The organism is Mesorhizobium sp. M8A.F.Ca.ET.218.01.1.1 (assembly GCF_004791165.1).
Classification (GTDB): Bacteria; Pseudomonadota; Alphaproteobacteria; order Rhizobiales; family Rhizobiaceae; genus Mesorhizobium.
In genome coordinates this window covers 140,627-164,781 of record NZ_SRUZ01000010.1, presented here as the reverse complement: position 1 = coordinate 164,781, position 24,155 = coordinate 140,627, and the positions used below count along the sequence as shown (strand labels likewise).

The window sequence follows — 24,155 nt, the reverse complement described above, 5'->3', positions numbered from 1 at the left end:
GTCGGGCGATTCTTTCAAACGCTGAACCGCTCTAAGCCGCGTCGGCCGCGAATGGATCTTCCACTTTCGGCCAATAGGGCGTCTTGAGCTTTGTGTAGGGGATCGCGGCGAAGTTGGGCTGGGTCGCACCGGGCGGCGCGCAGAACAGGATGCGCTTGGCGATCGGTGCGAAACCAGCCTGGAAATGGTAATTGGATTTGACGATGACGATGCGCCGCTCGCTTGGATCGAGACCGAGCGCGGTCATGCAGTCGGGATGGAAGACCTGCGTGCGTACCGTGTTGATGATCAGGTCGATGCCGCCGTCGGTGGTAACCCATGCCGCATCCCCGAGCGGCCACGGCATGGTGCCGAACAGCTGCGTCAGCTCGCGACCGAGGCCTTTTACCGTAACGCGCAGATCGACAGGCATGCCCGAGAACACGCCGCACTTGCCGCCGACCCGCAGGTTTATGGTACCGCCGACCCCGGCCTCGACGCAGAAGCGATAGGCGATCGGGTCCCAGTACATTGCGCTGGCCACGTTCCCGATGCCGCGCTCTATCAGCCGGCGCAGGATGTAGGTGGAGTCCCCCGGCGCGCCGCCGCCGGCATTGTCCGAAACATCCGCGATGACGACCGGCCCTTGCGGCTCGGCGAGCGCGATATCGAGCGCCTCGTCGATGCCGAGGAATTTCGGGATCAGGTCGTTGCGCAATGCGAAAAGCTGCTTGCCGAACCTTTCGGCTGTGCGCTCGGCAAGCGACTTGTCATCGTTGGTGACGACCAGCATGCGGGCTCCGACATCCTCGACGTCGCCATGCGGAAAACCATGTCCGAGCGACACTGATAGTATGCCAGGCTCGGCCTCGGCGGCGATCATGCCATCGACGAAGCCGCGCATCGGCTGCTCCTGCACCCGGAAGGTGCTGATCATGCGGCAGTCGTAGAGCGCCATCACCGGCCTGACCTTGCCCTCCACCGCGTCGACGACAATGCGGTAGAGCTCGCCGGCACGGTCCATGATGTCGGTGTGCGGATATTCCTTGTAAGCGACGATGGCGGTGGCGTTGTCGACCATCTTCTGGGTTGTGTGGCAGTGCAGATCGAGCTCTGCCCCGACCGGGATGTCGGGGCCGACGACAGCCCTGACATGCGCGAGAAGATCACCCTCGGTATCGTCATAGCCTTCCGCGACGAAAGCGCCATGCAGCGCCAGAAGCACGCAGTCGACCGGCATGGCGGCCTTGAGCTCGTCGAGGATCTCGTCGCGGAACTGCTCGTAGACATTGCGGATGGTTATGCCTCCGGGCTCGGCGCAGACGCACAGGCTTTCCACGATCTCGTGCCCGTCGGCTTGGCCGCGCTGACGCCACACGAACAGCTGGCAGGACGGCTCGTTCAATGCCTTCGAGGTGGCGTCGCCCCGCGCAATGCCCATTTCCTCGAAACTGTGGTAGCCGGTCGGGATGGGCGCGAACGTGTTGGTCTCGGTGTCCATCCCCGCTATGAAAATGCGCATTCTTTCGTCCTCAACCCAATTTTCGTTTAAGAAAAATCTTTTCTCATCATCAAACTATTATATGATTTCCGCAAGCACCTGGACCATGTAAAGAGCTGCGCCAGACCGCGTTCACGCGACATCCGGCGGGTGGCACAGAATCGGAAATTCACATGCATCTTCACCCGCTCGACGATCTGGTGCTGGACGAAACCACGAAGGCCATTCCGCCAGGCGTCGCGGTCCGTCTTCATGATGTCGGTTCGATGGGCTGGAACCTCCTGCGCGGAGATGTGCCCCTGCCGGCAGCGGTCATCAGGGAGTCCGCGCTCGACCACAATTCGCGATGGATGCAGCGTTTCCTCGCCAAGCGCAACGCGGTCATCGCGCCGCATGTCAAGACGACGATGTGCCCTCAGATCATGCAGAGGCAATTGCGCGACGGCGCCTGGGGCGTGACCGTCGCCACGCTGCACCAGCTGAAGGTTTGCCGTCGGTTCGGCATCGATCGCATCGTGCTCGCCAACCAGCTTGTCGGACGGCTGGAACTGGATGCTCTGGTCGCCGAGCTCAACGCTTCGCCCGGCCTCGACTTCTACATGCTGATCGACAGCCTCGACGCCGTGCGCCTGGCGAGCGAGGCGGTCGGCCGCTCCGGAACGGCCTCGCGGCCGATCCAGGTGCTGGTCGAGCGCGGCTATCCGGGCGGCCGCACCGGTTGCCGCGACAACGACACGGCGCTCGAGGTGGCGCGTGCCGCGCATGCGGCGCCGCAACTGCGGCTCTGCGGCGTCGAGGCTTTCGAGGGATTGATCAAGCCGAAGGACGGCGGCCCGGCACAGGCAGTCGCGGATTTCGTTGACGAGATCGGCGCGCTCTACGAAGCATGCGCCGGCGAGAACCTGTTCGAGCGCGCGCCACCGATCGTGACGGCCGGCGGTTCGTCGTTCTACGACATCGTCCTCGATCGCCTCGCCGGCAGCGGCGCGCAGGTCATGACGCGCAGCGGCTGCTATGTCAGCCATGACAGCGGCATCTACCAGGCAGAGCAGAAGCGCATCCTCGCCGCGACCGGCGAGAACGAAGGTCTGGTCAACGCGCTGGAAGTATGGACCCATGTCCAGTCCTGCCCTGAACCGGGGCTGGCCATCCTGACCGCCGGCAAGCGAGACTTTGGAACCGACTCCGGATTGCCGGTGCCGCTGCTCATGTCGCGCGACGGCGGTTTGCCGGAAACGCTGACGGGCTGCGAGATTTTCGCCAGCAACGACCAGCACGCCTACATGCGCTTTCCGGCGACGGTTTCGGTCAAGGTCGGTGATCGCATCGGGCTCGGCGTGTCGCATCCCTGCACAACCTTCGACAAATGGCAGATACTGTTTCTGGTCGATGACGCCTATGACATCGTCGGCGCGCTGAAGACCTATTTCTGATCAACCACCGACGCAGGACAGTCGCAGCGCGATTGCGATGGCTCTGTCGGGGGCAAGTATTTGTCGGCGGCGGCCCGCCATGGATCGGACGGGCCGCGCCTGTTTCGCTCAATGGTCAGACGACAAACCGTATCGCGCGCTGAATGTCGAAGAAATTGTCCGCCTCGAAACGAAGCGTGCGCGGGGCGGGATGCTCTATCCCCGGATACCAGCTTCCCCTGTAGGCTTCGATCGGGGTGGTGTATTCGACGATGAGCTCGAACCGGTCGGCCAGCTTCGGCAGGCATTTCGACAGATCGCGCGAAAGCGAGGCTTCCACCGTCTCGCGGATGGCCTTCACGGCGCCTTGAGGCGAGAGCGAAGACGTGGCCGGCCCGAACCCCTCGCTGGTGGCAACGGTTGATATCTCGGGCACCAGCGCCTTCGCCTCGCCGCACATGCCGGCATCGCCAGACAGAAAGACCGACGGCACGCCGTAACGGGCGGCGCAGTGCGCGTTCAGCGTATATTCGGATGCCACTTCCCCGTTGATCAGCATCCTGGAAACGGTGCCGGTCAGCGTGTGCGCCAGCGGGTTCGTGTCGGTGCCGGCCTTGTTGTGGTAGCCGGTATAGAGAGCGGCATCGAAGGTGTCATCGATGCCGAACATCATCGCATCCGGATGGCCGCTCCAGCCGCGCACGATGCGGACATAGGCTGGAAGCTTGGACAGGATCAGGTTGCGCGCCGTCGAATGGGCGTCCTTGACGACGATTTCGGTCGCGCCCGCCGCCTTGGCGCCTTCGCAGGCCGCGACCAGTTCGTCGGTCATATATTCCCGGAACTCGGCATAGTCGGGATTGCCCTTGCGCGCCTCGTCCCAATTGGTGATGCCGGCCGTGCCTTCGATGTCGGCGCTGATAAAGACTTTCATGTGCTTGCCTTTCGATTTCAGAGAAAGTCGCCGCGCACGCGGCTTGAATGGCGTCCGGGCCCGTGCGGTTGACGCGGCCCGCGCGGCGATGGCTGCCCGGGCGTCTTAGGCCGCCATTTCGGCCTGCCGGCGCTCCAGAAACATGGGGCCGACGCGGATGCCGCGGCGTCCATTGTCGTCGATGGCACCCAGCTCGAGAATCTCCTCCTCGTAGAGCAGCCCGTGCATGCGGAACCGGCCCGCATCCACCGGCTCGCAGCTATGGGTGCAGAAATACTCGATCAGGCATTTCAGCTGGCCATGGCTGTAGGTCAGATAGGTGATGTTGAAGTCCGGCCCGTATTCGCCCAGGTGCGGCGCGATCTCCGGCGGCACCTTCTCGACCGGCAGACTATCGACACGTGACCAGGTCGCCCCTTTCCAGTCTAGCTGGTTGGCCTTCGAGAAGGAGAGATTCATGTGCGCATAGTCGGCGCCGCGACCGTAGATGCGTCCGTCGATGACGAAGTCATTGCCCGAGACCGGGCGGATCTGCAGCGGCACGCCCTCCCCCATCAGGTAGAGCTTGCCGTCCTTGTTCTTCACCTCGACGACCTCGCCGCCCGCCTCGTGACGATAGAGGCCGGGCAGGCTTGCGAACTGGTCTTCGGTGATGGGCGGCGGGGCCTGGCCGCGAAGCGGCATGCGTCCCATGCCGCAATCTGCGAGGGCGATGCGCAAGCCATCGCCCGCCAGCCGGGAGGCTATCTGATTGGCGAAATCAAGCGTGGCGAAGATCAGGACGCCGAAGCCGGCCCTCGGCAGGAGCATCATCTGCGACGCATAGCCATAAACCGCGCCGCCATGGCCGACGGAGGTCCACCCGTCCATGTCGCCGACGCCGAAGCACAGCCCATACCCGTTGAGGTCCTTGTTGTGGCCTTCGGGGCGCTTGCCGATCGGGGTCCACATCTTGCGCAGCGATGCGGGGCTGACGATGGCATCGCCGTTGGGCGCGAAGCCGCCCCGCAGCAGGCACCGCGTATAGTTGGCCATATCGGAAGTGGTGGAGAATATGTTGCCGGCGGGCGATCCGCCCAGGTTGAACACCGGCGCGGGGCTATCCCCGTCCAACGTCCACATGTCGGCCGGCGCCAGCCTTTCGCGGATGCCGGGGGCCATGCCTGACGACGTGTCGTTCATGCCCAGCGGCCTCAGAATGTTCTCGGTGATGTAGTCGGCGTAGCTCTTTCGCGTCACCCGCTCGATCACCATGCCGACCACGGCGATGCCGGCATTGGAATAATGCATGATGCCGGCGCTGGGATCCTGCTTCAGCGTGGATGTGGCAAGCTCGGCGACGGTGTCGGCCAGCGGCGGCTTGTGTGAATCCAGATAGTGTCCGCTCTTGGGTTCGCGCACGATCCCGGCGGTGTGGCTCATGAGCTTGGCCAGGCTGATCTGCGAGCCGTGGGGTCCGCTTTCACGCCCGGCGAACGGATTGACCGGGTGAAAACCGGGCAGATACTCCGAGACATCGACATCAAGGTCGACCAGCCCCTTCTCCACGAGTTGCATGATGGCAACCGACGTGAAGGTCTTTGTGATCGAGCCGATGCGGAAACAGGTGTCGTCCTTCATGTCGAAATGGCGATCGTGCCGCTGTATGTGGCCGTGCGTCATGAGGCCGTCCCTGTCGACCAGGGCATAGGAGATCGACGGGATCGCCTTGTCCTCCACCTCGTGGCGGATAAGGTCTTCAAGAAGCTCGATGGCGTGGGGGGAAAGCGAAGACACGGGGATACTCCCTGATTTCAATTTGTATGACGGGGATCGAGAATGTCGCGCAAAGCGTCGCCGACGAGGTTCCACGCCAGCACGAACAGGAAGATCGCGGCTCCCGGGAAGGCAAGCGTGTACCAGTACTGGAACGGGTTGCCGGGCTGGCCGACGATCCAGTTGCGCGCATAGGCGATGAACTGCCCCCAGTCGGCGTAGCCTTCCTCCGTGCCCACTCCGAGGAAGCTCAGGGCGGACGCGGTGAGCACCATCGAACCCGTGGCCATGGTAGCCAGAACCAGCACGGGGAAGAACGCGTTGGGCAGGATGTGGAACACGATCAGCCGGAAATCGCCGGCGCCGTAGCTTCTCGCCGCATTGACGAAATCCATCTCGCGGATCCGCAGAATTTCACTGCGCACCACACGCGCGTAACCCATCCATCCGAACGTCGTCAGCGCGACGGTTATCGGCCCGAGCCCCTTGCCGAGCAGGGCAGTCAGCACCATGGCGGCGATGAGGAAGGGAACCGCCATGAAGACGTCGACGATACGCATCAGCACTTCGTCCACGATGCCGCCGTAAAAGGCCGCGAGCGATCCGATGATCGTGCCGATCAGCACCGAGATGGCGACGACGCCGAGGCCGATCTTGAAGGCCGTGCGGGTGCCCCAGATCACGGCGTAGTAGATGTCGTACTGGCCTTCGGTGGTTCCGAAGATGGCCTCGGGCGACGGCGGTTGCGGCGTTGCCAGGAAGCCCGCTCTCGGCGTGTCGTAGACCGACATCTGGAATTCCTGCGGCGGTGCGAGCACAGGCGCGAAAATCGCGATCAGCACGAATGCCAGCAACAGCAGCACACCAACCAGCGAGATCGGGTTACGCTTCAGATAGCCAAGGGCTCTCATCGCCTCTTCACCCTCGGATCGAGCAGCGGATAGATCAGGTCGACGGCCAGGTTCAGCACCACGAGAACGACCGCGAAGTAGAGGCCGAAGCCCAGCACCGCCGGAAAATCCAGATTGGCGGCAGTCTTGGCCGCGAACTGGCCGAGGCCGGCATAGTCGAAGATGGTTTCGGTGATGACGACGCCACCCATCATGGCGGCCAGCTCCATTCCGGCGATCGTCGTGACCGGAAGCAACGCGTTGCGCCTGGCATGATGCAGTTCCACCACGCGCCGGGACATGCCCTTCGCGCGTGCCGTGCGGACATAGTCCTGGCGCAGCGTTTCCAGCATCGACGTGCGCATGACGCGCGTCATGTTGGCAAGATTGACGTAGGTCAGGGTGATGACGGGGGCAGCGAGATGCCTGAGCGTATCCCAGAAAATGGCCAGATTGCCGTTGAGCAGCGCGTCGATCGTGTTCGCGCCGGTGTAGCGGGTGAAGCCGGGCGAGGTGACGGCGGCCTGGGCCCACTGGCTGAGGCGCCCGGGCGGGAACCAGTCGAGCGCGGAGTAGAAGATCAGCAGCATCAGCAGTCCGAAGACATAGACCGGGAACGACCAGCCCAGGATGGTGAAGATGCGGATCACATGGTCCGGCCAGCGGTTGAGATGGATGCCGGCCCGCGAACCCAGGTAGATGGCGAGCAGAAAGCCAGGAATGAACGCCAGCAGGACCAGTTCCAGCGTCGCGGGCAGCAGGGAAGCCAGCGCGTGGGCAACAGGCTGGCGCGCGGTCTCGGACCAGCCCAGATTGCCCGTCAGGATGTTGCCGATCCAGCGTCCGTATTGAATGTAGAAGGGATCGTTCAGCCCATACTGCTCGATCATCCTGCGAATGCTGTCCTGGCCGCCCTTGAGGAAGTCCGGGGACGGCGCGTACGCCGCCAGGCGCTGTGTCGGCGACAGCGACATCTGCAGCGCGAAAAGCATCAGCGACAGGGCGAAGAGAACGACGGGCAACATCAGGAGCCGCCGCAAAGCGTAGTTCAGCACATCAGCATCCGCACCATGAGGAATAGCCGTTTCACCGGGCGACGATGGCGCCCGGTGAAACCCGAAGCTCTTTAATCGGCCTTCTTGGTGACGGGATAGAAATCCCAGGCGCCGTAGAGGATCATGTTGTGCACGTAGCCGTCGATGTTGCTGCGGGTGACGATGTACCCGAAGTCCTCCCAGAGGAACTGCGTGGTGGCATAGTCGTAGGACATGTCCTGCAGCTTGGCATAGATCGGCTCGCGCACGGCGGGATCGCTCGAGGCCCAGGCCTGGTCGAGAAGCGGCTTGAACTTCTCCGCCATCAGGTCGCGGTAGCCCTGGCCGAGCATGCCGCCGACAAGACCGGTCGGGGACAGATAGTAGGTCGCGGCACCCAGCGGACCACCCGGGTCGGAATAGTCCGGTCCCCAGCCCATGTAGGTGAGCGGCGAGGCAGGCTTTTCACGGTTGTTGAGCTTGTCCGAGATCGAGGCCCAGGGCAGCGACTGGATTTTCATCTTGAACTTCGGATTGATCCGCTGCAGTCCCTGCTGGAGCGCGGAAAGTGCCGCCGTGCCTTGCGGCGTTCCTTCCTGCACATAGGCCGTGAAGGTGAAGCCGGTATCCCACAGCTTGCCGCCGAAGGCCTTCTTGAAGTGCTCCGCGGCCTTTTTCGGATCGTAACTGTAGATCGGCGAGTCGGCGCGGTAGCCCATGATGCCGCGCACGGTCGGGCCGCGCGCCTGCACGGTCTTGCCGAGCAGGGCCTGCTTTATCAGCGCATCGTAATTTTGGGCGTAGTTGAAGCCCTGGCGGACATCGATGTCGGAGAAGAAGTCCGGCGGGATGCCGTTGCCGTCCAGCTTGCCGCTGCCGATGGCGGGGTTGTCGGCATCATCCAGCGGCCACGCGAAATAGAGGCCACGGCTGAACACCTTGGGCAGGCCGTCGATGACCTTGACACCATCCGTCTTGGCGAGCTCGTCCAGGAACTCGACGGGCGTCGTCACGAAGTCGGCATCGCCGGACAGCAACTGCAGGCGACGCGTGGTCCATTCCGGAACCGTGCGCATGACCACGCGCTCGAGCGAGGCCTTGCCCATGAAGTAATTGTCGAAACGCTTCAGCGTGATGCGGCGATCGGTGCGATCCCATTCGTCGAGCATGAACGGACCGGTCCCGTTCTCCTGGGCGAACAGCGGATCGTCGCCGAGTTCGGGACGGTAGTACTTCTTCCAGTTGTCCCCGTTGCCATCCCACCCGCCGACCGAGGCGACCCATTCCTTGTCGACGATCGAAGCACCGAACGGCAGCGCCAGAACGCCAAGCGTGGCGGGGAAGGATTTTGGCAGCTTCAGCGTGACATTGTCGCCCTCGACGGTGATCTGCGACGCGAGTTCGTCATAGACCTTGCGTAGCGCTTCGGGGCTGGCATCCTTGATGTCCGATACCTTGCCTTCGGCTTCGACCCATTTGGCGACGTCGGTGTATTTGCTCGCCGTCACCACCTCGGTGATGGCGTTGGACATCCATGACTGGCCCATCAGGATGGCGCGCAGCAGCGAGTAACGCACGTCTTCGGCCGTGATCTCGCCATAGCCGGGCTCGATCTTGGCCTTCTGCTCGTCAGTGAGCCCGTCATAGTACTGCCAGGTGATCTTGCCGTCGTCGCCCTTGATGCCGACCTTGTGGGCGTGGACGCCCTTCCGGATCGGGAAGGTGTAGCTGACCGAACCGTCCGCGTTCTGCTTGATCAGGCCGTTTTCGAGGCTCGGCACTTGCGACGACAATGAAGGCACGAATTCGGAAATCTGGGAGCCGTTGTAGTTCAACAGGCGGCTGTAGACGTTGAGCACGCCGTAGGAGCTCGGCGTGTTTGCAATGTAGGCCGGATCGAACGACTGAACATCGTCAGTCCAAAGAAACACAAACGTTCCGGGATTCTTGGTTTCTGCAACGGCGGACGACGCAAAAGCGCCTATGCCCATGCAGAAGGCTAATGCCAAGGCACGTTTCATTTTCATGAATATGTTCCCACAATTGACTCGAGGTCTTTTTATCGTTGCGTGCGAAAGCTAGGAGCAGGCTTGCGCCACTGTCCAATGCGTAGATAGGATCGGTTATGCGAATAATGCATGAGGTCGACTGTGGAGCTGGCGTGGTTTGAAGACTTCCTCGAGATCGCAGCGACGCGGAATTTCTCGACCGCCGCGGCGTCCCGAAATATCTCGCAGCCGGCCTTCAGCCGGCGCATCAAGGCGCTGGAGGCTTGGGTCGGCGCCGAACTTATCGACCGCAGCACATATCCGGTGCACCTCACCAGCGCGGGCGCCATTTTCGTTCCGCGCTGCCAGGAAATGCTTCGCGACATGTACCGCCTGCGCACGGACTGCCGCAACGCCGCCGGCGCCAGCTCACGGCTTCTCACTTTCGCCGCGCTTCATACGCTGGCTATCTATTTTTTTCCCAAGTGGATCAGCCATCCCGAAATGCCAAATGCGCCGGTCCGCAGCAGCATGCACACGGGCGACTTCCTGGAATGCGTTGAGCACCTGTCGTCCGGCAAATGCGACTTCGCCATCACCTACGATCACCCTGACGGTCCGCCGGTCCTCGAGGGCGGACCCTTCGAATCGCTTCAAATCGGCAGGGATCGCCTCGTTCTGGTGTCTGGTGTCGACCAGACGGGAGCGCCGCTCTTCGATGTCGATGTGCCGGAAGGCACCAGGATTCCCTACCTCGCCTATTCCTGGAGCGACGGCTATCTCGGCAAACTGATCTCGCTCATCCAGTCGCGCTGGCGGCGTCCTCTCAATCTCAGCATCGTCTACCAGTCCTCGCTTGCCGAAGGCCTGAAGCAGATGGCGATCGCCGGGCAAGGCGTGGTCTGGCTGCCGCAGATCTGCGTTCACAAATCGATCGCCCAGGGCGAACTCATCCAGATTGGCGGACAACAGCTGTCCCTGGAGATCGAGATCAGGATTTTCCGCCGTGTGGGCTCGCGCAGCCGGGACGGCGAAGCGCTGTGGAAATATCTCTCGCGAACCGCCGAGCAGGCGCGCGGACGCACCCTGGTTGATCCGACACTGACCATGCGCTGAGCGGATCGAGGGTCCATTGGCGAGTTAATGCGAAATCCGACAGAGCGATGCAGAGATTGCATAACTTCGGGTGGAGCGCCGGGAAGCCTGACAATCGCAGGGCCGATGCCGTCTGGCGAGGCATTCCGGGCCATTCCAAGGCATGGCTTCCAGGCGACCGGGTGATGGGCCCTATTGACAGCCCACATGCTCGCTGCGTTCGATACCGAGTGTCGCGACCATTGCGCCTGGAGTGCCTTTTTGACCGTCAAGTCCGCCGCCACAGCGAGCCTTCCCGACGATGTGATCCTCTCGGTCGAGGACCTTGAAGTCTGCTTCGGGGCAAGGGGGACAAAGGTGGTGCCGGCTGTTCAGGGCGTATCGTTCCAGATCAAGCGTGGCGAGACGGTGGCATTGGTGGGCGAGTCAGGTTCGGGCAAATCGGTCACCGCCATGACCGTAATGCGCCTGACCGAATATGAGGGCGCCAGGATCACGGGCGGCCGCATCCTGATGAGGCTCAAGGACGGCGGCGTAGCCGACCTGACAAGGCTTTCCGAAAAGCGCATGGAGGGGCTCCGCGGCTTTGAGTTCTCGATCGTGTTCCAGGACCCGATGTCGAGCCTCAATCCGGTGTTCACCGTCGGCGACCAGATTGCGGAGGTGATCACGAGACACCAGGGCAAGTCGCCGCGCGAGGCGCGCGACATCGCGCTGAACGTGCTCAAGCTCGTGCGCGTGCCCGACGCCGCCCTCAGGCTCGACCAATATCCGCACCAGTTGTCCGGCGGCATGCGCCAGCGCGTCATGATCGCCATTGCACTGGCGTGCCGCCCCTCCTTGATGATCCTCGATGAGCCGACCACCGCGCTCGATGTCACCATCCAGGCGCAGATTTTGGATCTTGTCCGCGCACTGCAGCGCGAGATCGGCATGTCTGTTCTTTTCATCACCCATGACATGGGTGTGGTCGCGGAAATCGCCGATCGCGTCTGTGTCATGCTGAAGGGCGAGATCGTCGAATCGGGCTCGGTGAACCAGATTCTCGTGGATCCCCGACACCGCTATACGCGCGCGCTGATCTCGGCGGTGCCGAGGCTGGGCAGCATGGCCGACAAGGATGGGCCCGAGAAATTCCCGCTCGTCATATACAATGCCGAAGTCTCGCAGCCGGAGGTTTCGGCATGAGCGTCGCACCGCTCGCAACGGACAGAAAGCCGCTGGTCGAGGTCCGCGAGCTTGTTACGCGTTTCGACCTGCGGGGCGGTATCTTCGGCGGCATAGCCGGCCGGGTCCATGCGGTGGAGGGCGTTTCCTTCGATATTTTCCCCGGTGAGACCCTGGCGTTGGTGGGGGAATCGGGCTGCGGCAAGTCGACCGTGGCGCGCAGCATCATGCAGTTGGACAAGCCCTTGTCCGGCGCCATTCGCTATGACGGCAAGCAGATGATCGGCGCGGGGCGGGCAACCCTTGCGGGCTTCCGGCGCGAGGTGCAGATGGTCTTCCAGGACCCGTTCTCCTCGCTCAATCCGCGAATGACGATCGGGCAGGCCCTGACCGACCCGATGCGCGTCCACCGCATAGCGCGCGGCGGTGAGCTGCGGAATCGGGCGGCGGCCCTGCTGGCAAAAGTGCATCTGCCGCCGGAACATCTCGAACGCTACCCTCATGCCTTCTCGGGCGGTCAACGGCAGCGCATCTGCATCGCCAGGGCTTTGGCGCTCGATCCCCGCCTCCTCATCGCCGATGAAGCGGTCGCCTCGCTCGACGTCACGATCCAGGCTCAGGTCATCAACCTGTTGATGGACCTGCAGCGCGAGATGGGAATCGCCATCCTGTTCATCAGCCATGACATGGCCGTGGTCGAGCGCATCGCGCATCGCGTTGCCGTCATGTACCTGGGCGAGATCGTCGAGATCGGCGACCGCCGATCGGTCTTCGGCAATCCTCAACACCCTTATACGCTCAAACTGCTTTCGGCGGTTCCCGTCGCCGATCCGGCGCGACGACCGGTTGGACGCGAACCGATGTCGGATGAGATTCCCAGCGCGGTACGCGGCGTTGATTTTGTTCCGGTCCGTCTACCCATGAATGCCGTTTCGCCGACCCATTTCGTGCGCGAGACGGCCTGATCGGACCGCTGTTGACGGTGCTTGGCGCAAAAAGCCGGCAGCCTTGGGGCCGGTATATGTATCCGGAATGTTGATTTTACTGAGGTTTTCGTGAGCCAAAATCGGAAATCTTTCCGTGCCCGTATGGTTCCGAGACAGCCTAAAAGTGGCAGGCATAGGCGGACCGCGAAACTGGAATGATGCCCAGCCGATTGTTTCCAGAACATCCAAGCCGTTGATCCAGCTGCATTTTTTGTTTATGGCGCAACGCCAGCCGCCCACCTCGCGCCCAAGTTCGCATAGACGCGCGGATCACGGACCCAGTCCTCGAAGGCAGCCGGCGCCGGGTCATCGAACTGCCAGCCCAAGAGAGAATTGGAGGCCATGGCGATCCACAAGCACCTGGTCTTGCACACGCCCTCCCGCGGGCGCTGCGTTGTGAGCGACGGCATCCACTCGATTCTTGCTGAAATTCCAGCTAGCCTAGGCGACAAATGGCTCAGTTCTGGTCGATGAATGACAATCAGACCGCCCGTGAAGAGATTGATGGGCAGCACCTTTGGTCCCCAAGACCGAGAGCAATGGCGCGCGAAATGAGTTCTACAACAAAATGGGCCGTGCGACTTCCGGCGACCGATCAATTGGCTATATGGGCAGGATAATTCGCCTTCACCGCTCCGAAATCAATGGAGTTCGGAGACACCGGAACTTTTTGGAATCAAGAGGGATGATTTCTGCCGATCTTTTGGATACCACGTTCCCCTTCGATCCAGACACCAACAGGGCGTCTCGGCCCGCTCCCGCCGAGGCGATATTCGTCAATCCATCAAGTTTCGGACTCAGGCAATCGGAAAGCCTGCCTGACAGGCACACCACGGAAGCAATACAGATCGAAAATGGCGGCCTCATTTTTCAGAACCAGGATGCTTTCGAAGCCGGCGCGCCGCTCACGGTCCTCAAGGCGAGAATTCTAAGAGACGTTCAACAATGACCCAGCACGCAGAAAACGCTCGAATTCTCATGTACAGCCACGACACGTTCGGGCTCGGCCACTTGCAGCGCTGCCGGACTATCGCGCATTCGCTGGTCGAGGATTTCCGCGGACTTCAGGTGCTTATCATTTCGGGTGCGACCATCGCTGGCGCCTTCGACTACCGGGCCCGTGTCGACTTCGTGAAGATCCCCAGCGTCATCAAGTTGCGCAACGGCGAATACACCTCGCTGGAAAAGGATATCGATCTGCATGAGACGCTCAGGATGCGCCAGTCGATCATCCGCCATACGGCCGAGACCTTCCGGCCGGATATCTTCATCGTCGACAAGGAACCGCTCGGCCTGCGCGGTGAGATTGAGGATACGCTGTCCTACCTCAAGACGCGGGGCACCACGCTGGTGCTTGGCCTGCGCGAGGTGATGGATGCGCCGCACCTGCTCGAGGCAGAGTGGGCGCGCAGGGATGTGATGCGCAAGATAGGCCTGTTCTACGACAAGGTCTGGGCCTATGGCCCGCCGGATTTCTACGATCCGTTGACCGGCTTGGATGTGCCGCCGGCTGTCAGGGCAAAGATGAGGTTCGTCGGCTTCCTGCAACGGAGCCTGCAGCGGAACGAGTTGCCTGGCCACCGGCCCGAGGGCGACTATATCCTCGTTACCACCGGTGGCGGCGGCGACGGTGCCGAATTGATCCACGACGTCATCGATGCCTATCATCAGGATCCGCAGTTGCAGCACAGGGCGCTGATCGTGCTCGGGCCTTACATGCCGGCGCGCAAGCGCAACAAGCTGCTCAGGAAGGGGTCCAAGATCCCCTACATCAAGATCATCGAGTTCGACAATCGCATGGAAGACCTGATTGCCGGCGCCAAGGCGGTAGTGGCGATGGGTGGTTACAACACCTATTGCGAGATACTGTCTTTCGATAAGCCGGCGCTGATCGTGCCGCGCATAGAGCCCCGCCAGGAACAGCTGATCCGCGCTCGGCGCGCAGCCGAACTCGGCCTCATCGAGATGCTTTTGCCGGAGGAAGCCAAGGACTCCCAGCGGTTTGCCGATGCACTGGTGGCGCTGCCGGACCGGTCCCGCCCCTCACAGAGTAATCCGCATCTGACGCTGGAAGGGCTGCCGCATATTTCCGAGATTGTCGCGGAACTGCTGGACCGGCGGGCCGGCCATCACCTTTCGGTTGTTGAAGGAACCATCTGACTTGCAACATCGCAAGATCGTCGTGGTTCTGAAGGGCTATCCACGGCTGTCGGAAACTTTTATCGCGCAGGAACTGCTCGGCCTCGAACGCGCGGGGTTCGACTTGATACTCGTCGCACTCAGGCGGCCCACCGACGCAAAACGCCACCCCGTGCATGACGAGATCAAAGCGCCCGTCCACTACCTGCCGGAATATCTGCACGACGAGCCGCTGCGCGTGCTTCGCTCGCTGTTTGCTTGTTTGCCGCGGCCGGGTTTCTGGCGCGCGCTCCGATCGCTGGCCGCCGATATCCCCCGCGACTTTACGCGCAATCGCGCACGCCGCTTCGGGCAAGCGCTCGTGCTGGCGGCCGAATGGCCGCAAGACGCGGGGTGGTTGCATGCCCATTTCGTGCACACGCCGGCATCGGTGACACGCTATGCCAGCCAGCTTCGTGGCCAGCCGTGGAGCTGCTCGGCCCATGCCAAGGATATCTGGACTTCGGCGGACTGGGATCTGGCCGGCAAGCTTTCCTCGGCGCGTTGGACAGTCACTTGCACGAAAACCGGCTTCGACCACCTGAAAAAACTCGCCAATGGCAACTCGTCCGTGCATTTGAGCTATCATGGGCTCGACCTTGACCGCTTCGGCAGTTTCAGTGCGGCGCGAAAGCAACATGACGGCTCGGCCCAGAGCGGACCGGTCATCATTCTGAGTGTCGGGCGCGCCGTCGCAAAGAAAGGTTACGACACCTTGCTGGGAGCCCTTGCCCTGTTGCCTGGCGATCTGGACTGGCGTTTCGAGCATATCGGCGGCGGCGAGGAACTGGAACGGCTCAAGGCGCTGGCGAAAAGGCTCGGACTGGATGGTCGCATCTCCTGGAAAGGTGCGCTGGCGCAGAAGGAGGTGCTTGAGCACTACCGCCGCGCCGACATCTTTGCCCTGGCCTGCAGGATCACCGCGGATGGCGACCGGGACGGTCTGCCTAATGTTCTGGTGGAGGCGGCCAGCCAGCGGCTTGCCTGCGTGTCCACCGATATTTCCGGCGTTCCGGAGCTCTTGTCGTCGGATGAAACCGGGCTGCTGGTTCCGACAGAAAACCCGATTGCCCTGGCACAGGCGCTGGAGCGCCTGATCCGTGATCCCGTGCTGCGCGCTCGCCTCGGTGACGCCGCGGAGGCGCGCGTGCGCGGCAATTTCGATCATATGGCGAGCATTGGACAGCTCAAGGAACTGTTCGAGCGCGAGTGGCGGGCCGCCGGTTGAAGCAGCTGCGTGCGTTCCTCTATGTCCAGCACCTGCTCGGTATCGGCCATCTCGCACGCACCAGCCGCGTCGCGGCGGCTCTGGTCGATGACGGGTTTGAGGTAACCGTCGTGACCGGCGGAGCGCCGGTCTCCGGGTTTCCGGGACCGGGGGTAAAGTCCGTAACCCTGCCACCTGTCACCTCCGGTGATGAGGGATTTTCCGGGCTTGTCGACTTGCAGGGCATCCCCATCGACGATGCTTTCAAGAAACGGCGTTCAGAGATGCTGCTGCGGGCATTCCGGGATTGCAGGCCTGATATCGTCATTGTCGAGGCGTTTCCGTTTGGACGCCGGCAGATGCGTTTCGAATTGTTACCGTTGATCGAGGCCATCGCCGCGACGTCGCCCAGACCGCTGCTGGCGACGTCCGTCCGTGATATCCTCCAGGAGCGCGTCAAGCCGGGCCGAAACGAGGAAACAGTCGATCTCATCAACAGGCATTTCGACCTGGTCATGGTCCACGGCGACCCGGCTTTCGCGACCATCGACAAGACATTTCCACTGGCCGGCGCGATCAGGGCTGAGGTCACCTACACAGGGCTCGTCGCGGCGCCGCCATCGCCCGCGGCCTCCGAGCGCTTCGACATTCTGGTGTCGGTTGGCGGCGGGGCTGCCGGAAAGAGCCTTGTTCACTCCACCATCGCAGCGGCGCGGAACGCCAAAAACGGTTGGAAATGGTGTTTGATCACCGGCCCAAACCTGCCGAAAGCCGAGTTTGACACGATCGCACGCGATGCCACGCCTGGTCTGTCCATCTTCCGGTTCCGAGAGGATTTCGCCAGCCTGCTGACCGGCGCCCGCCTGTCGGTCTCGCAGGCGGGTTACAACACGGTCTGCGATGTGCTGCGCGCGGGTTGTCGCTCGCTGCTTGTTCCATTTGCGGCCGGCGGGGAAACCGAACAGACGGTTCGCGCCCTGATGCTCGAAGAACTCGGTCTGGCAACGGTGTTGACCGAAAAGGACCTGACGCCTGAAGGTCTGGCGCAAGCGATCGAACAGGCGTTTGGGGCGCCGACGCCAGCCGCGCACCGTCTCGATCTGGAAGGCGCGCATCGCTCGGCGCAGATTCTGCGTCAGCGGTATCGAACCTGGTCGCCGAAATCCTGACGCGGGCCGCGCCTGGGTTGGATTCGCGCAAAGCGCGTCAAACAGTTCCAATCAGCATGAAGCGCGTATACTTTTTCGTCGGCAGTTCACCGGAGAACCGCACCTCCCGTAGCGCCGCCATTGCTTCGAAGGCTGCCAGTGAAGCCACGCAGTTGATATGCGTCGGCTCGCTGAAATAATCGTTGGATTGCAGCAGTACGTTCGTGCCTCGCGGAAGCAGGGCAAGCCAAGCACCCAGATCAGCTATGTGTTCGCAGCTCGTGTTGACCACCAGGTCGGGCCGCCCGGCCGCATAGTCGAGTGCGTACATATCCTCCGTCAGCGCCCGGAAGCGGTCGCCGGCTTCCCGGTTGAGGGTCCGGGCGACCGGCCCGACTTCAGGATCGATGTCGATGCTGTCGATCGCCGCAATGTCGAAACGGGCGTCGTTGAAAAGCATCGCCGGCAACACGCCGTACCATCCACCCAGAACCCATATGCGCCCGAACCGGCCGCCGCAGCTTTCGAACAGCCCGTCGAGCGCCCACATCTTGCAGGCGACCTGCTTGTGGTTGAAGGCGTTGGCGATATCGGCCTTCGGGTGCTTGGCGATGACGCGCGCCAGCCCTGCCACGAGAGGGCGATCGACATAGGCCGCAATTCCTCGGGTGAGGTCGAAGGCTTGCTCGTGCCAGTCCATGCCGGCATTGCGCGGTTGCGTGACATCCATCATATTCGCCTTGTATGTTGGGATTTCGGGCGACACAACGCAATCTTGCTGAGCGCAGCACTGCCTCCGTGCACTGCAGCTTGGAGCTTGTCATTGGCGACGAAGAAATTGCCGATACGCCATTCGCCAGCAGGTGCTTTTACATCCAGCACCCTTCCAACTGAAGGCTCCACGATCGCATATGGAACCCAGCCTAGCCCGCTACATCTGGAAGCACACCAGGAAGCAGCAGATCTGGATATTGTTGATCGTCTTGCTTTCGATGATCCCGTATTTCATGTCCTTCGACCTGCCGAAGCTGATCGTCAACGGCCCGATCCAGGGCAAGGGGTTCGAGCAACCGGGCGCGACCCTGCCCTTCATGAGGCTGCACTATAACCTGCCGTTCATTGGCGAGGTCCTGTTGTTCTCCGGCTTTCAGCTCGGCCGCAAGGCGACGCTGCTTGCCCTGAGCATTGTGTTCCTCTTGCTGGTCGTCATCAACGGCCTGTTCAAACTCTACATCAACACCTACAAGGGCCGCCTCGGCGAACGCATGTTGCGCCGTATCCGCTTCGATCTGGTCGATCGTGTGCTGCGTTTTCCGCCGATTTACTTCAAGCGGGTGAAATCCGCCGAAGTGGCGACCATGGTGAAGGACGAGGTGGAGCCGCTGGGCGGCTTCATCGGCGATGCCTTCCTGCAGCCGGTGCTGCTCGGCGGCCAGGCGCTGACGGCCATGCTGTTCATCATGGTCCAGAACGTCTGGCTCGGAGCGATAGCCATCGTGATCGTGGTGATCCAGATCGTGCTCATCCCGCGCATGCGACGGCGGCTGCTCGTGCTCGGGCGCCAACGGCAGTTGACGGCACGCGCGCTTTCGGGCCGGGTTGGCGAAATCGTCGACGGCATCGGCGCTGTTCACGTCCACGATACGTCGAACTACGAGCGCGCCGACATAGCTGCCCGGCTCGGGCTCATCTTCAAGATCCGCTTCGATCTTTACCAATGGAAATTCATGGTAAAGTTCCTCAACAATTTTCTGGCGCAGCTCACGCCCTTCCTGTTCTACATGATCGGCGGCTATCTGGTCATCGCGGGCCGGCTGGACGTCGGCCAACTCGTGGCCGTGATCGGCGCCTACAAGGACCTGCCTGGACCGATGAAGGAACTGATCGACTGGGATCAGGATCGGCAGGATGTCCAGGTCAAATACCAGCAGGTCGTCGAACAGTTCACCGTCGAGGATATCATTGCGCCGACGATCGGAGCACTGACGATCGACAATCCCGGTCCGATGACAAACCCGTTGTCGGCGGTCGGTCTGTCAATGGCGGACGATGGCGGTGCAATGCTCCTCAACCGGATCTCCATGCAGGTCAAGCCGGCCGAGACGGTGGCGCTGGTCAGCACCCCGACAGGTGGAGCGGAGGCGCTGGCAGAAGCCTTCGCGCGGCTGAACTGGCCGGAAAGCGGAAAGGTCGCTTCGGGCGCCGATGACCTGCTTGAGCTCCCCGAAGCAGTGACCGGCCGGCGCATGTCCTACGCCTCGTCGGATGTTTTCCTGTTCCAGGCAAGTCTGCGCGATAACCTGCTCTACGGGTTGAAGCATGCACCGCTGACATCGGTGACTTATGACGGCGCCGCGGCGGACCAGCAGCGCTGGAACATCGACGAGGCGCGCCGGTCGGGCAATCCGGATCTCGATATCCACAGCGACTGGATCGACTATGCTTCCGCCGGTGCTACCGGCCCGCACGACCTCTTCGAAGCGGTGCGCCGGGTGCTCGACGCGGTTCTTCTGTCGCGCGACATTCTGGATCTTGGCTTGCGCTCTTCGGCCGACCTAACGCGTCACACGAAGCTTGCCGGGCGTATCGTCGAACTGCGTGCAGCGCTGCGAACCCGGCTCGAACAGGAAGGGCTGCGCGAACTGGTGGTTCCTTTCGAGCCGGGCGCTTACAACACGGAAGCGACGATCGGCCAGAACCTGCTGTTCGGCGCTGCCGCCGGCCCCGAACTGGCCGACAAGGCTCTGGCGGCCAATCCCTATTTCGCTTCCGTGCTGAAGCAAGCCGGCCTCGACCGCACGCTCTACGAAATGGGCATGGAGATCGCCGAACAGGCGATCGAGCTGTTTGCCGACCTGCCGCCCGATCACCAGTTCTTTCAGCAGCTCGCCTTCATGAGCGCCGAGGAGATCCCCGCCTACGAGACCTTGCTGCAGCGGCTCAAGAACCGTTCCTACGAGGCGGTTTCGGAGGCCGACCGCGCCATGATCATTACTTTGAGCTTTGCCTATATCGAGCCCCGGCACCGCTTCGGCCTGCTGACCGACGAGCTGATGCGCAAGATCGTCGCCGCACGCAACCAGTTCTATGAAAACCTGCCGCCCGAGCTGCAAAACGCGATCGAACGGTATGACCCCGCCAAATATATCGCCGCGGCCACCGTCATGGACAATGTCCTGTTCGGGCGTCTGGGCAACAACCATCCCGACGCGCCGGACCGCATACGCTCCATCGTCTACGAAATTCTTGACGAGCTGGGGCTTTATGCCGAGCTTCTGAATGTCGGCTTGGATTTCAACGTCGGTGCCGGCGGCAGGCGGCTGACCGGTGGACAGCGACAGAAGCTCGATGTTGCCCGCGCCCTGCTCAAGCGCCCCGATTTTCTCATTCTCAACCGGCCGCTGTCGGCGCTCGACCAGCGCATTCAGGAAAAGGTGCTGCGAAACGTGCTCGAGGAAGCCAGACGCGACGGCCATTCGCCGGCAATTGTTTGGGTCGTGACGAGTCCGGCAATGGCCACAGGGTTCGATCGCGTTATCGTCTTTGACTCGGGTCAATTGGTGGAAGACGGTACACACGAGACACTTTTGGCAGGAAACGGTATCTTCAAGGAACTTCTGTCATAGTCTGGCAGACGCGAATTTAGGAAGGTTTGCGACAATGCTGCTCAAGGATGAAGTCGGAATGCTGCAACGCGTTCCCTTGTTCTCTGGCATTGAGCCGGCAAAGCTCAAGCTGCTCGCGTTCACATCCGATCGCGTGAAATACAGCGCCGGCCAGATTCTTTTCCGGCAGGGCGACGAGGCGGACGCCGCCTATGTCATCCTTTCAGGCAGCGCGGACATTCTGGTCGATTCCGATAGCGGGCCGATAAAAGTTGCCGAACTGCTGCCAAATTCGATCGTCGGCGAGATCGCCATATTGTGCAACAGCTCCCGCACTGCCGCCGTCAGAGCGGCAACTGATCTGGAGGCCTTGAGAATCCGCAAGGATCATTTCCTGAGGCTTATGAGGGAGTTCCCGGAAATGACGATCGAGATATTGCGGGTTCTTGCCGATCGGCTAAGCCATACGACCGCGGATCTGATCGACGCACGAACCGCCTAGAGCTACGATGGGCGAAAGTAGTATGGACGACGATTTTTTCCTGGTCAGATTTTGGGGCGTGCGCGGCAGCATTGCGGTATCCGGGCCAGAATTCGCTCGCTATGGCGGCAACACAGTCTGCATTGAGATGCGATGCGGCAAGCATACGCTTCTGTTCGACGCGGGCTCTGGCCTGCGGCCTGCCGGCAGGGCGTTTCAGGCGGCGGATATGACCGATTTCGACCTGCTTTTCACCCATTGCCACTACGATCACATCATCGGGCTGCCGGCTTTTGCGCCGATCTTTGACCCGAGCGTCAAGCTTACCATTTGGTCCGGGCATCTTGCCGGGCGCATGACGACCCGGCAGATGATCGATGAGTTCATACGGCCGCCGTGGTTTCCGGTGAAAATGGACGTCTGCAAGGCAAAGCTCGACTGCCGCGATTTCGTGTCCGGAGACGTGCTTCGGCCGCGCGAAGGGGTCGTGGTTCGGACCGGCAGCCTTGCCCATCCGGGCGGCTGCATAGGCTACCGGGTCGAGTGGGGCGGCCGCATCGTGGCGGTGATCACGGACACCGAGCACGAGCCGGGCAAACTCGATCAGTCGGTGCTCGGCCTCATCGACGATGCCGACCTCGTCATTTACGATTGCACCTACACCGAGAAGGAAATGGAACGCCGCCGCGGTAACGGCCACTCGACATGGCAACAGGGCGTCAAGCTCTGTGAGGCGGCCGGCGCGCGGGGGCTCGCGCTATTTCACCACGATCCGGCACGCACCGACGAGCAACTGGACGAGATGGAGAAACTGGCCAAGGACCGGTTTGCCGGCGCGTTTGCCGCGCGGGACGGCCAAACGCTCGAATTTCCAGTGCAGAAAAAGCGCTGAGCTATTTTCCTCCAGAGCCCTGTCCTGATGGATCGCTGCGTTCGATCAATGTGCTGATCGGAAGCCAGGCGCAGGATTCAGCCCGTGCGGTGACCGCGAATAGCCGTTCGAGGAAAAGCCATGCCGATTCATCATGGACGAGATGGTGCGTGAGCAGGCCGACCGGCTCGCCGCCGTCGAATGCCTGCTGCAATTGCGCGATAATGGCCTGAACCAACAGGCCATGGTCGCGGCAGCCGCGAGTGCCATGCCAGTCCATGATGTCGACATTGCTGTTGATGACCGCCAGGGGAGCGGGCTTCGGCGGGCCGAAGACCGACAATGCCGCAAATCCTATAGATCCAAGGTCGGATACCACGCCGGCGTCGATCCTGTTCCAGGGCGGGACCAGCATCGGAACGGCACGTGCGCCGTGCAGGCCGGTTACGCGCGACAGCCCGCGGGCCAGATCATCGAGCACCGCCTCGGGTGGGCGATGTGCGCCGAGCTCCTGCTTTTTCTGGTCCTCGGGCGCATGATTTCGGTGCGCCCAGCCATGGATGGCGACCGTGGCATGCGGCGCCTCGTCAAGCCGGACGACAAGTTTCCCATCAGTCAGGGCCGGGATGACGGCCAGCGTGACCGGAACCGCGAATTCACCGGTCAGGTCGAGCAGCCGATCAAGCGCCGGCGTCGGATCCACGGCGTCGTCGTCGCGCAGCCAGAACTCCGCCCTGCGGCCCGTCCGTCGCAGGCGCGCCAGCTCTTTCACCAAGGGCTGCCAGATCGGATCAGATGTCATGAGACCGGGATCTTCTCGAGAAGTTCGGCCAGCCGCGCCGCTGCAGTACCGAGGGAACGTTCTTCGAGGATGAAACGTCTGGCTTCCGCGGCCATGAGGGTTCTTTCGTCGTTACGGGCCAGAAGCCTTTCAATGGCGGAAGCGAACGCCGCCACATCGCCCGGCGGGGTGAGAAACCCGGTCTGGCCATCCCGCACGACCTCCGGCACGCCGGCGATGTTCTGGGCCACCACCGGAAGGCCGGCGGCCTGTGCTTCAAGATAGGCCACACCATAGGCCTCGCCGAACCCGGGCCAGACGTAAATTCCCCCTCTGTAAAGGACATCCGGCACGGCTGCCGGCTCGATCGCGCCGAGCCATTCGATACGCTCTGCGGGCAAGCCGGCGAATTGCGCCTTGACCTCGTCACGGGCAGGCCCCTCCCCGACGACCGACATGGTCCAGGGCAGATGGCCGATCGAACCGAGCGCTTGCGCCAGCATGCGATAACTTTCGACTTTGTCGCCCGGGCGCATCATGGCGACTGTAACCAGGCGCGTCGGGCAACCCCGTGCCGGCTTTTCCCGGAATGCCGATGTGTCGATGAAGGGCGACAGTATGCCTAGAGAGGCATCGGGAATGGCATCTGCCAGTCCCTGGCGATCCCTTTGCGTGAAGCAGATGTTCAGCGCTGCCTGTTCGATGGCTCGCACCACCAACGCTTGGCTATCGGCCCACAAACCAGCGTTGCGCCGCCTGGAATAGGAGGCTTCCGCTGTCACATAGGGGACAGCAAAGGCCGACGCCAGCTCGGGTCCGATCAGGTCGGGCGCCTTGTAGTAGGGATGATAGGAGAACCAGAGGTCGGGCTTGCCGTCACGGTGCCAAAGCTTTGTCAGCCGAGTGGCTTCCTCTCGGGCCTCGATCTTGAGCGCATCGAAACTTTTCGACTCCGGTTGGCGTAGATAGAAACGCAATTCGGATGCCAGTTGGACGCTATGCCCTCCATGCTCCAGCGCCTTGACCAGCATCCGCGCCATCTGGCGGTCGCCGGAGACAACGGGATGATTGGGTGACTTCAGCGGCGCATAGAAGGCAATTCGCATCGCGCGACCCTATCATCGCAAAGCCAGGGCAAGTCAA

Annotated in this window: 20 protein-coding genes; 11 read left to right on the top strand and 9 right to left on the bottom strand. The window is 62.1% G+C overall.

Going from position 1 to position 24,155, the window contains the following annotated elements:
* Positions 1-31: 31 nt before the first annotated feature.
* Entirely contained in the window at positions 32-1,501 is a 1,470-nt protein-coding gene (locus EN861_RS30030; protein ID WP_135867333.1) for a M81 family metallopeptidase, read from the bottom strand.
* Between the two features lie 152 nt (positions 1,502-1,653).
* On the opposite strand from EN861_RS30030, the gene EN861_RS30025 reads away from it, so the two are divergent.
* Positions 1,654-2,913, top strand: a complete 1,260-nt coding sequence (locus tag EN861_RS30025; protein WP_135867332.1) for an amino acid deaminase — start codon at positions 1,654-1,656, stop codon at positions 2,911-2,913.
* A 115-nt stretch (positions 2,914-3,028) separates the two neighbouring features.
* On the opposite strand, the gene EN861_RS30020 is transcribed toward EN861_RS30025, so the two are convergent.
* The 5 genes from EN861_RS30020 to EN861_RS30000 all read right to left on the bottom strand — a co-directional run bounded on the left by EN861_RS30020 (position 3,029) and on the right by EN861_RS30000 (position 9,436).
* The gene (locus tag EN861_RS30020; protein ID WP_135867331.1) at positions 3,029-3,826 is read right to left on the bottom strand and encodes a M55 family metallopeptidase; all 798 of its coding nucleotides are present in this window, start codon (positions 3,824-3,826) and stop codon (positions 3,029-3,031) included.
* Positions 3,827-3,931: 105 nt separating this feature from the next.
* Complete coding sequence (locus EN861_RS30015) at positions 3,932-5,602, bottom strand: serine hydrolase domain-containing protein (protein ID WP_135867330.1); 1,671 nt, start codon at positions 5,600-5,602, stop codon at positions 3,932-3,934.
* Positions 5,603-5,619: 17 nt separating this feature from the next.
* Positions 5,620-6,492 (bottom strand): ABC transporter permease, encoded by an 873-nt coding sequence (locus EN861_RS30010; RefSeq protein WP_056570727.1) that lies wholly within the window; start codon positions 6,490-6,492, stop codon positions 5,620-5,622.
* Positions 6,489-7,496 carry an ABC transporter permease gene (locus EN861_RS30005; protein ID WP_245511725.1) on the bottom strand — a complete coding sequence of 336 codons (1,008 nt, stop codon included), beginning with the start codon at positions 7,494-7,496 and terminating at the stop codon, positions 6,489-6,491. The genes EN861_RS30010 and EN861_RS30005 overlap by 4 nt, the downstream gene beginning before the upstream one ends.
* A gap of 101 nt (positions 7,497-7,597) precedes the next feature.
* Positions 7,598-9,436: an ABC transporter substrate-binding protein gene (locus EN861_RS30000; RefSeq protein ID WP_245512148.1), complete on the bottom strand. Its 1,839-nt coding sequence runs from the start codon at positions 9,434-9,436 to the stop codon at positions 7,598-7,600.
* Positions 9,437-9,643: 207 nt separating this feature from the next.
* Between EN861_RS30000 and EN861_RS29995 the strand changes: the two genes are divergently transcribed.
* The 7 genes from EN861_RS29995 (at position 9,644) to EN861_RS29965 (ending at position 17,295) form a co-directional block, all read left to right on the top strand.
* On the top strand, positions 9,644-10,609 hold the full coding sequence (locus EN861_RS29995) for a LysR substrate-binding domain-containing protein (RefSeq protein WP_245464375.1): 966 nt from the start codon (positions 9,644-9,646) through the stop codon (positions 10,607-10,609).
* Positions 10,610-10,849: 240 nt separating this feature from the next.
* On the top strand, positions 10,850-11,776 hold the full coding sequence (locus EN861_RS29990; protein ID WP_245512147.1) for an ABC transporter ATP-binding protein: 927 nt from the start codon (positions 10,850-10,852) through the stop codon (positions 11,774-11,776).
* Positions 11,773-12,720 (top strand): ATP-binding cassette domain-containing protein, encoded by a 948-nt coding sequence (locus tag EN861_RS29985; RefSeq protein ID WP_135867328.1) that lies wholly within the window; start codon positions 11,773-11,775, stop codon positions 12,718-12,720. Before EN861_RS29990 ends, EN861_RS29985 begins: the two co-directional genes overlap by 4 nt.
* A 538-nt stretch (positions 12,721-13,258) precedes the next feature.
* A complete protein-coding gene (locus EN861_RS29980; protein ID WP_127870133.1) occupies positions 13,259-13,690 on the top strand; it encodes a hypothetical protein in 432 nt (143 codons plus the stop codon).
* Complete coding sequence (locus tag EN861_RS29975; RefSeq protein WP_127870132.1) at positions 13,687-14,901, top strand: glycosyltransferase family protein; 1,215 nt, start codon at positions 13,687-13,689, stop codon at positions 14,899-14,901. Before EN861_RS29980 ends, EN861_RS29975 begins: the two co-directional genes overlap by 4 nt.
* A gap of 1 nt (position 14,902) precedes the next feature.
* Positions 14,903-16,147 (top strand): glycosyltransferase family 4 protein, encoded by a 1,245-nt coding sequence (locus tag EN861_RS29970; protein ID WP_135867327.1) that lies wholly within the window; start codon positions 14,903-14,905, stop codon positions 16,145-16,147.
* A complete protein-coding gene (locus EN861_RS29965) occupies positions 16,144-17,295 on the top strand; it encodes a glycosyltransferase family protein (protein ID WP_135867414.1) in 1,152 nt (383 codons plus the stop codon). The genes EN861_RS29970 and EN861_RS29965 overlap by 4 nt, the downstream gene beginning before the upstream one ends.
* Before the next feature lie 37 nt (positions 17,296-17,332).
* Here the strand turns inward: EN861_RS29965 and EN861_RS29960 are convergent, their stop codons facing one another.
* The gene (locus EN861_RS29960) at positions 17,333-18,004 is read right to left on the bottom strand and encodes a class I SAM-dependent methyltransferase (RefSeq protein ID WP_135867326.1); all 672 of its coding nucleotides are present in this window, start codon (positions 18,002-18,004) and stop codon (positions 17,333-17,335) included.
* A 181-nt stretch (positions 18,005-18,185) separates the two neighbouring features.
* Here EN861_RS29960 and EN861_RS29955 point away from each other — a divergent pair, with 181 nt between their 5' ends.
* Genes EN861_RS29955 through EN861_RS29945 form a run of 3 tightly spaced genes read left to right on the top strand, consistent with a single transcriptional unit; the run spans position 18,186 to position 22,252 of the window.
* A complete protein-coding gene (locus EN861_RS29955; protein ID WP_127870128.1) occupies positions 18,186-20,900 on the top strand; it encodes an ABC transporter ATP-binding protein in 2,715 nt (904 codons plus the stop codon).
* 34 nt (positions 20,901-20,934) lie between these two features.
* Positions 20,935-21,381, top strand: a complete 447-nt coding sequence (locus EN861_RS29950; protein WP_127870127.1) for a cyclic nucleotide-binding domain-containing protein — start codon at positions 20,935-20,937, stop codon at positions 21,379-21,381.
* A 22-nt stretch (positions 21,382-21,403) separates the two neighbouring features.
* The gene (locus tag EN861_RS29945; RefSeq protein WP_127870126.1) at positions 21,404-22,252 is read left to right on the top strand and encodes an MBL fold metallo-hydrolase; all 849 of its coding nucleotides are present in this window, start codon (positions 21,404-21,406) and stop codon (positions 22,250-22,252) included.
* 1 nt (position 22,253) lies between these two features.
* Here EN861_RS29945 and EN861_RS29940 read toward each other — a convergent pair whose 3' ends face one another.
* Complete coding sequence (locus EN861_RS29940; protein WP_135867325.1) at positions 22,254-23,033, bottom strand: polysaccharide deacetylase family protein; 780 nt, start codon at positions 23,031-23,033, stop codon at positions 22,254-22,256.
* Positions 23,030-24,118, bottom strand: coding sequence for a glycosyltransferase family 4 protein (locus EN861_RS29935; RefSeq protein WP_127870124.1), 1,089 nt, complete (start codon positions 24,116-24,118; stop codon positions 23,030-23,032). Before EN861_RS29935 ends, EN861_RS29940 begins: the two co-directional genes overlap by 4 nt.
* Positions 24,119-24,155: the final 37 nt, after the last annotated feature.